Source organism: uncultured Propionibacterium sp. (assembly GCF_963539965.1).
Taxonomy (GTDB): Bacteria; Actinomycetota; Actinomycetes; order Propionibacteriales; family Propionibacteriaceae; genus Propionibacterium.
In genome coordinates, this window is record NZ_CAUTOU010000078.1 from 1 (window position 1) to 8,944 (window position 8,944).

Sequence of the window (8,944 nt, forward strand, 5' to 3'; positions counted from 1 at the left end):
CCGCGCCCGCGGCGCGCGCGACCGGGTGCCGCAGGCCGTCGCCGCGGGGGGCGGGACGGCCGGGGATGCTCACCCCTCCAGGGTAATCGGCCGGGTGATCGGCCCCGCGGAGGGCGGCCGGCAGTGGACGGGCCGGGTCCCGGTTTCCCCGATGCGGCACAGTTGGACGCATGCCCGAAGGTCACGTGATCCACCGTCTCGCCAACCGCATCAACGGATTGTTCGCCGCGAAGCAGGTGGACGTCAGCTCCCCGCAGGGGCGGTTCGCGGAATCGGCGGCCCTCATCGACGGCACGACCCTGGACCACGCCGAGACCTGGGGCAAGCACCTGTTCATCGCCTTCGACGCCGACCTGCCCGCGAACGTCCTGCAGATCCACCTGGGCCTCATCGGGCAGCTCAAGTTCACACCACTGGCCGACCCGGTCGGCCAGGTGCGCGTGCGCATCGCCGACGACGAGTGGGCCGCCGACCTGCGCGGGCCCCAGATCTGCCGTCTCATCACCGGCGCCGAGAAGGCCAGGGCCACCGCCAAGCTGGGTCAGGACCCGCTGCGCGCCGACGCCGATCCCGAGAAGGCCTGGGCGAAGGTGCACCGCTCGTCCAAGCCGATCGCCACGCTGCTCCTCGACCAGTCGATCTTCGCCGGCGTCGGCAACATCTACCGCGCCGAGGTGCTCTTCCGCCACCGCATCGACCCCGCCTGCCCGGGCGGCTCGCTCAGCCGGACCAGTTTCGACGCCATCTGGGCCGATCTGGTCGAGCTCATGCCGCTCGGCGTGCGCGACGGGCGTATCGACACCGTCTACCCCGAGCACACGCCCGAGGCCATGGGCCGCCCGGCGCGCGTGGACGCCCACGGCGGCGAGGTCTACGTCTACCGGCGCGCGGACCAGCCCTGCCTGGTCTGCGGCCAGACGGTGCGCGAGATCGAGCTGGACGGGCGCAACCTGTTCTGGTGCGCCAACTGCCAGCACGGGCACTGAGCGGGCGCGCCGGAGGGACGGCTCCCGCCGTACGGGGCGCGGCAGGCGCGAGGGCCGTGGTTGCCCTAGACTCGCCGTGTAGTCGGGCGGCGCCGCGCCCGTCCGGACCGGCTGTTCAGGAGGAAACGTGGCTCTCGTCCGCAGCACACGCGCCATCTCGAAGGTGCTCGTCGCCAACCGGGGCGAGATCGCGGTCCGTGTCATCCGCGCGGCCAAGGACGCCGGGATCGGGTCCGTCGCCGTCTACGCCGACTCGGACTCGCAGTCGCTGTTCGTCGAGCTGGCCGACGAGGCCTTCGCGCTGAACGGCTCGACGCCGGCCGAGACCTACCTGGACGTCGACAAGATCATGGCGATCGCCGAGCGCAGCGGCGCCGACGCCATCCATCCCGGCTACGGCTTCCTGTCCGAGAACGCCGATTTCGCCCGCGCCGTCACCGACGCCGGCCTGGTCTGGATCGGCCCGACGCCGCAGGCCATCGAGCGCCTCGGCGACAAGGTCACCGCCCGGCACATCGCCCAGAAGGTGGGCGCCCCGCAGGTTCCCGGCACGGCCGACCCCGTGGCCGGCGTCGGCCAGATCGTCGAGTTCGCCACCGAGCACGGCCTGCCCGTGGCCATCAAGGCGGCATTCGGCGGCGGCGGCCGGGGCCTCAAGGTGGCCCGTACGCTCGAGGAGATCCCGACGATGTACGAGTCGGCCACCCGCGAGGCGATCACCGCCTTCGGCCGCGGCGAGTGCTTCGTCGAGCGCTACCTCGACAAGCCGCGCCACGTCGAGACCCAGTGCCTGGCCGACCGGTACGGCAATGTCGTGGTGGTCTCCACGCGCGACTGCTCGCTGCAGCGCCGCCACCAGAAGCTCCTCGAGGAGGCCCCGGCGCCGTTCCTGACCGGCGAGCAGCTCGAACGCCTCTACTCCAGCTCGAAGGCCATCCTCGCCGAGGCCGGCTACGTCGGCGCCGGCACCTGCGAGTTCCTCGTGGGCCGGGACGGCACGATCAGCTTCCTGGAGGTCAACACCCGCCTCCAGGTCGAGCATCCCGTCACCGAGGAGGTCAGCGGCCTCGACCTCGTGCGCGAGCAATTCCGCATCGCCTGCGGCGGCGAGCTCGACTATCCCGACCCGCAGCTGGTCGGCCACGCGTTCGAGTTCCGCATCAACGCCGAGGACCCGGGCCGCGGCTTCATGCCGGCGCCGGGCACGCTGACGCGCTTCCGCCCCCCGTGCGGCCCCGGCGTGCGCATGGACGAGGGCTACCGCAGAGGCATGAGCGTGCCCGGCGCCTTCGACTCGCTCGTCGCCAAGCTCATCGTCTCGGGCCCCACCCGTGAGGTCGCCCTGGAGCGCGCGCGCCGGGCCCTGGAGGAACTGCGCATCGAGGGCATGCCGACGGTCGTCCCCTTCCACAAGAAGGTCGTCGCCGACCCGGCGTTCACCGCCCCGGACGGCGCCTTCGGCGTCTTCACCGATTGGATCGAGACCGAGTTCGACAACGACATCCCCCCGTACGCCGGCGAGCTCGGCGTCGCCGACGAGGCCCCCGACCGCCGGCACGTCGTGGTCGAGGTCAACGGGCGCCGCCTCGAGGTCGTCCTGCCCTCCGGCCTGCAGGCCGCCACCGGCCACAGCGCCGAGAAGCGCCGCAAGCCGACCAGGCGCGGCCGGGGCGGCGGCAAGCTGGCCAGCACGGGCGAGGCGCTCACCAGCCCGATGCAGGGCACCATCGTCAAGACCTCGGTCATCGAGGGCCAGCGCGTCGAGGAGGGCGAGACGGTGCTCGTACTCGAGGCCATGAAGATGGAGCAGCCCATCGCGGCCCACCGCGCCGGCACCGTCCACAACCTCGTGGCGCCGGGCACCGCCGTGGCCTCCGGCGACGTGCTGTGCGAGATCTCCGACTGAGGGCGCACGCATGGCGCGCGGTGAAGACCCGGCCCGGGACCGGGGCGGCACGGGGGCGGCCAGTTTCGAGGTGCGCGACGCCGGCCTGGGCCTTCATGCCTACGTGTACGACATCGGCAGCTACCACTTCAACTGGCACACCGAGCTCGAGCTGCTGACCGTCGTTCGAGGAGAGATCGAGGTCTGCGTCAACGGACGAGCGCGCAACTGCACCAGCGGCCAGATGACGCTCATGAACTCCCACCAGGGTCATGCCACGCTCGCTCTCAGCACCGGGGCCCGGGCACTCGCCGTGCACTTCGACCCGCGGGTGCTCGACGGCGTCCTGCCCGAGTGGCCGGACAGGCTCTTCGCGTCGGTCCCCGGCGAGACCTCGGCGCAGCTGTCCGCCCAGACGCGCGTCCGGGCCGCGATCGCGGGCCTCCTGCTGGAGCCCGTCGCCTCCCCCGAGGAGCTGCTCGGCCTGCGCGCCGACTTCCACCACATGCTCGCAGGAATCATCGGGGCCTTCCCCCTCACCCGGCCCGGCCCGAACCGGGCCCGCCGCGACAGCGGCAATGCCACCATCGCCAAGATATGCGCCTATCTGGAGCAGCACTTCACCGAGCGCATCACCCTGGCCCAGCTCAGCCGCATCGGCGGCTACAACGAGAGTTATCTGTCCGAGTTGTTCTCGAGGACGATCGGCATGAGCAGCTCCGACTACCTGAGCCGTCTGCGCCTGCGCGCGGCGACGCGCCGGCTCGTGGAGACCCGCGAGCGTATCGGCGACATCGCCCACTCCAGCGGCTTCCCCGACGCCAAGGCCCTCGACGCGGCCTTCCGCCGCTGGTTCGGAAAGTCCCCGTCGGCCTACCGGCGCCAGCTGGCCGCGGGCCCGGCGCCGGCCGAGATCGCCGAGGTGGACGCCGGCTTCAAGAAGCACTTCGTGTCGCGTGACGACGCCGAGGTCGCGAGTCTGCTCGCCGACTGGTACGAGGCCGTGCGCTCGCCGCGGCGCCGAGGCGAGGAGCTGACCGAGCTGAGGGCGCGCGCCGCCCGCCTGGCCGGCGCGGCAACGGATCTCGCGCAACGGCTCAGCCGGCTCGGGCCGTAGGGCACATCTTCGGCTCCATCCCCTCCGCAGTATCTCGGCCCGATCCGGCTCAGCGCGCCGTTCCGGCTAGTGGTACCGCATTCGGGCGGCAGGACGGGCTTGGGCGCTTCTCCTTCCGCGAACGCCCGCGCGCAGCGGCGCAGTGCCTGGAACTACGAGACATCCCGTCGCGAAGTCCCCGGGATATGCCGTGCCCGGCCCCGCGACCCCCGTGCACAGTGAATCCCGTCAGGGGCGATCGACCCGCGCCCCTGCTGACACCAGGGGAGGTCCGCCATGATGGCGACAACCGAAGAAACGACGATGAACCAGGCCACGGGGACGACGGACCGGACGGCTCGTCTGACGCAGATGCTGGCCCGCTTCACCGATCACATCAGCAAGCATCTGCCGTGGGACGTCGAGGAGCGGCTGGCCGAGCTCGCCGCCGCGGAGACCGATCAGCGAGCCAGGATGATCTACGACACGATGCGGCGCAACCAGGAGCTCGCCGCGGAGCTCGACCGGCCATCCTGCCAGGACACCGGCCTCGTGCAGATCATGGCCCGGGTGGGCAACGAGTTCCCCCTGCGCGACCGGCTCCCGCAGGTCTTCCGGGAGGCGGTCGGCACCGCCACCAGGACGGCCCCGCTGCGCCACAACACCGTCGAGACCTTCGACGAGGTGAACACCGGCACGAACACCGGCACGGACTCCCCGTGGGTCTACTGGACGCCGCTGCCCGGCTCCGAGGACCTCGAGGTCGACATCTACCTGGCGGGCGGGGGCTGCTCGCTGCCCGGCCAGGGCAGGACGCTCATGCCCGGCGAGGGCTACGAGGGGGTCGTGGGCTTCGTGCTCGACGTGATGGTCTCCTACGGGGTCAACGCCTGCCCGCCCCTGCTGGTCGGCGTGGGCATCGGATCCTCCATCGATGCCGCCTCGTACATGTCGAAACGGGCCCTGATGCGGCCGGTCAGGAGCCACAACCCCAACGCGCGCGCCGCCCGGCTCGAGGACGAACTCGAGGCCGCGATCAACGCCCTGCGCCTCGGGCCCCAGGGCATGGGCGGGCAGAGCTCCGTGATGGGCGTGCACATCGAGAATTCGGCGCGCCATCCCTCGGTGCTGTCGGTGGCGGTCAACACCGGCTGCTGGTCGCACCGTCGGGGCACCGTGCGGGTGCACCCCGACCTGTCCTATGAGCTGCTGACCCACGAGGGGGTTGAGCTGTGAGCACGACACTGACCACGCCCATCGGCGCCCAGGACCTCGCCGACATCCGGGTCGGCGACGTCATCCACCTGAGCGGCCGGCTCGTCACCTGCCGCGATGTCGCGCACCGGCGGCTCGTGGAGGAGCACCGCGCACTGCCCGTGGACGTCCGCGACGGCGCGATCCTGCACGCCGGGCCGATCGTGAGGCCGAGCACGACGGCGCGCTCCGGCTTCGAGATGGTCTCGGTCGGGCCCACGACGTCGATGCGCATGGAGAAGTTCGAGTACGAGTTCATCAAGCGGACCGGCGTCCGGCTGATCGTCGGCAAGGGCGGCATGGGCCCCGGCACCGTGACGGGCTGTCAGGAGTTCGGCGCCCTGCACTGCGTCTTCCCCGCCGGCAACGCGGTGATCGCCGCCACCGAGGTGGAGGAGATCGAGGATGCCCAGTGGCGCGATCTGGGCATGCCCGAGACCCTGTGGGTGAATCGCGTGCGCGACTTCGGCCCGCTCATCGTCTCGATCGACGCCCACGGCAACAATCTGTTCGAACAGCAGAAGGCGCTCTACGAGCGGCGCAAGGAACAGGCGCTGGCCGAGCTCTGCGCGAAGGTGGGGTTCATCAGATGAGCATCGGCATTCCCGTCAGCGTCGCCGGGGATGCGCACGGGCACAGGGGCCGCAGGGCACCGGCGACGGGCGAGGTGCGTCTCGTGCCGCTCGCCGTCGCGGTGGCCGTCGGCCTGGCCGTCTGGATCATCCCCACGCCGTCCGGCCTGGCGCCCAACGCCTGGCACCTGGCGGCCGTCTTCGCCGCGACGATCATCGCCATCATCGGCAAGGCCGCGCCGATGGGTTCGGTCTCCGTCGTCGCCGTGGCCGTCTGCGCGGCGAGCCGGGTGCTCGCCCCGGGCAGCGCCTCCAAGTCGATCTCGGCCGCGCTGAGCGGCTTCGCGAACCCGACGATCTGGCTGATCGTCTCGGCCTTCTTCATCGCCCGGGCGATCATCAAGTCGGGCCTGGGCGAGCGCCTCGCCTACTTCTTCGTCCGGGTCTTCGGGCGCAGCACGCTCGGCCTGGCCTACGGTCTCGGCCTGGCCGATCTGGTGCTCTCCCCCGCGATCCCCTCGAACACGGCCCGGGCGGGCGGCGTGGTCTACCCGATCATGCGCTCGATCATCCGCGCGACGAGCACCGACCCGGACGATCCCGAGACCTGCCGGAGGATCGGCTCCTACCTGGCGATCACCGCCTACAACCTGGACCTCGCCGCCTCGGTGGTCTTCCTCACCGGTGCGGCCCCCAATGCGATGGGGGTCAGGCTCGCGACCGCGGCCGGCGCCGATACGTTGAGCTGGAGCGGCTGGTTCCTCGCCGCGTGCGCCCCCGGCCTGCTCGGCTTCCTCGTGGTACCGCTCATCCTGCGCGTGGTCTTCCCGCCAAGGGTCCGCCGCACCCCCGAGGCCCCGGCCCGGGCCGCCCGCCGACTGCGCGAGCTCGGCCCGCTGTCGGGCAGGGAGCGGGCAACGCTGGGCGTCTTCATCCTCATCATCACCCTGTGGGTCGTCGGGGATCGCCTCACGAACGCCACCACGGTGGCGCTCATCGGGCTGGGCGCGCTGCTGCTCATCGGAACGCTCACCTGGGACGACATCAAATCCGAGAAGTCCGCCTGGGACACCCTGACCTGGTTCGCGGCCCTGGTGATGATGGGCAGCCACCTCAACGAACTCGGGTTCATCAGCTGGTTCGGCGATCTCGTGAGGGGCCCGCTCGGCGCCCTGAGCCCGTCAGTGGCCTTCATCGCCCTGGCGCTGGTCTACGCCCTGTCGCACTACATGTTCGCCTCGGGCACGGCGCACGCCGCATCGATGTTCAGCGTGTTCTTCGGCGTCGGCACCGCCTTGGGGCTGCCGCCGGTCCCGCTCATCGTCCTGCTGTCGGGCATCCCCACCCTCATGGGCTGCCTCACCCACTACGGGAACGGCCCCGCCCCGCTGTTCTTCGGGACCGAATACGTGACGATCGGCCACTGGTGGCGCAACGGGCTGGCGATCGGGATCGTTCACATGGTGATCTGGCTCACGATCGGCACCGCGTGGTGGCACCTGATCGGGGCCTGGTGAGCGATCCTCGCCAAGGCGCCGGGGGCATCGGGGACGCGCCGCCGGACGGGCGCCTCCCCGGCCCCGAGCCGGACGCCCCAGGCCCCGGAGGCCGGGGACCGTCCGCCGGGTGCCGTCGCGGACCGCGGAGCGCTCCGCCCGGGACCATCGACTGGGAACGACCACGGACCGAGAACAATTCGGTTGGGCTGACGCAGCCATGACATCCCGGTGAGAAATCTCGTCGGAGACCCGATCCCCCCAAGAATCTCCTGGTCCGCTGAGGAATAGCTCGAGAACTCCACTGGTTGTGTAGGGTGTCAGGAACACCGGAAACGAAACAAGTCCAGGAGAAATCTCATGACCGCTGCTCTCGCCGCCCCCGCCACTACCGACACCGTCACCAAGGCCCTCCAGCAGGCCCTCGTCAACCTGACCGATCTGCATCTGCAGGGCAAGCAGGCCCACTGGAACATCAAGGGCCACGGATTCCGCTCGCTGCACCTCTTCCTCGACGAGATCGTCGACGCCGCCCGCGACGCCGCCGATGACGTCGCCGAGCGCCTCGCCGCTCTGGGCGGCGCCCCCGACGCCCGCCCCGCCACCGTGGCCGCCACCAGCAGCCTCGACACGATCGAGGGCGGCGATCTGAGGGTCGCCGATGTCTACGCCCAGTTCGCCGAACGCACCGCCAAGGTCGCCGACGGCATCAAGGCCACGCTCGACGCGGTCGACGCCGAGGACCATCTCACCAACGATCTGCTCATCGGTATCGCCACCGGATTGGAGAAGCAGGCCTGGATGCTGCGCGCCTCGGTCGCCTGAGTCGGCAGGAGCCGCTCGCACCCGACACAATCAGCACGTGGCCGCGTCAGACTCGTCCGGATCCGAACAGGATCCGGACGGCTGGCGCGGCCACGGCGTTCTGCTCGTCCCGGTGCCCCGGCTCGAATCCTTCGTACGGGCGCGCACCATCTTCTACGACGCGTCCTTCCTGAGCGCCGACCCGGCTTTCACGCATGCCCACGTGACGCTGCTGGCGCCCCTGTACGAGGCGCCCGATCACGACGGGGTGGCCCAGGTGCTGGCCGGCCACGGCCCCTTCGACTTCGAACTGTCGCGCCTGGGCGTCTTCCGCAACGGCGGGATCCACCTGAGTCCCGACCCGCGGGGACCCTTCCGCGAACTCATCCGCGCCTTCGTGCGCGCCCATCCGCAGGTGGATCCCTTCGGCGGCAAGGATCCCGAGCCGCACCTGACGCTCGACATGGTCTCGTCCGAGGTGTCCGTGGCGTCCACCCGCGAGCTGCTGGGCGACCTCATCCCGGCCCGGTGCCGGGCCGACCACGTCGAGCTGCACTGGTACGAGGCGGGCGCCTGCCGCGTCCTCGACAGCTGGCCGCTGCCGGGCTGAGACGAAGGCGGGCGCCGCGGATCGGGGCCGGGGCGCGAAAACACCCGCACGCGTCCGGCCCGTCCGGGAGCCGCCGGGCCCCCGGACCTCCTACTCCGACCTCTTGGCCGCACGCTCGGCGGCCAGCCTGGCCCGACGCTCGGCAATCGCAGCAGCACGCTCCTCCTTCGACGGACGGGCCCCGCCACCATCGCCGGCCGCGGCCTTGGCCCGGGCGGCGGCGATGCGGGCGGCACGGGCC

General features: G+C 71.3%; 8 protein-coding genes. All 8 read left to right on the forward strand.

Annotation, left to right across the window (positions count from 1 at the left end; genetic code table 11):
* Positions 1 to 170: 170 nt before the first annotated feature.
* The 8 genes from R2N01_RS10195 (at position 171) to R2N01_RS10230 (ending at position 8,703) form a co-directional block, all read left to right on the forward strand.
* The gene (locus R2N01_RS10195) at positions 171 to 986 is read left to right on the forward strand and encodes a DNA-formamidopyrimidine glycosylase family protein (RefSeq protein ID WP_316670822.1); all 816 of its coding nucleotides are present in this window, start codon (positions 171 to 173) and stop codon (positions 984 to 986) included.
* 127 nt (positions 987 to 1,113) lie between these two features.
* Positions 1,114 to 2,892, forward strand: coding sequence for a biotin carboxylase N-terminal domain-containing protein (locus R2N01_RS10200; protein ID WP_316670825.1), 1,779 nt, complete (start codon positions 1,114 to 1,116; stop codon positions 2,890 to 2,892).
* A gap of 10 nt (positions 2,893 to 2,902) precedes the next feature.
* Positions 2,903 to 3,988: an AraC family transcriptional regulator gene (locus R2N01_RS10205; RefSeq protein WP_316670828.1), complete on the forward strand. Its 1,086-nt coding sequence runs from the start codon at positions 2,903 to 2,905 to the stop codon at positions 3,986 to 3,988.
* A 276-nt stretch (positions 3,989 to 4,264) separates the two neighbouring features.
* On the forward strand, positions 4,265 to 5,203 hold the full coding sequence (gene ttdA, locus R2N01_RS10210; RefSeq protein ID WP_316670830.1) for a L(+)-tartrate dehydratase subunit alpha: 939 nt from the start codon (positions 4,265 to 4,267) through the stop codon (positions 5,201 to 5,203).
* On the forward strand, positions 5,200 to 5,814 hold the full coding sequence (gene ttdB / locus R2N01_RS10215; protein WP_316670832.1) for a L(+)-tartrate dehydratase subunit beta: 615 nt from the start codon (positions 5,200 to 5,202) through the stop codon (positions 5,812 to 5,814). Before ttdA ends, ttdB begins: the two co-directional genes overlap by 4 nt.
* Positions 5,811 to 7,310, forward strand: coding sequence for a DASS family sodium-coupled anion symporter (locus R2N01_RS10220; protein WP_316670834.1), 1,500 nt, complete (start codon positions 5,811 to 5,813; stop codon positions 7,308 to 7,310). The genes ttdB and R2N01_RS10220 overlap by 4 nt, the downstream gene beginning before the upstream one ends.
* A gap of 339 nt (positions 7,311 to 7,649) precedes the next feature.
* A complete protein-coding gene (locus tag R2N01_RS10225) occupies positions 7,650 to 8,114 on the forward strand; it encodes a DNA starvation/stationary phase protection protein (protein WP_316670836.1) in 465 nt (154 codons plus the stop codon).
* Positions 8,115 to 8,151: 37 nt separating this feature from the next.
* The gene (locus R2N01_RS10230; RefSeq protein ID WP_316670838.1) at positions 8,152 to 8,703 is read left to right on the forward strand and encodes a 2'-5' RNA ligase family protein; all 552 of its coding nucleotides are present in this window, start codon (positions 8,152 to 8,154) and stop codon (positions 8,701 to 8,703) included.
* Positions 8,704 to 8,944: the final 241 nt, after the last annotated feature.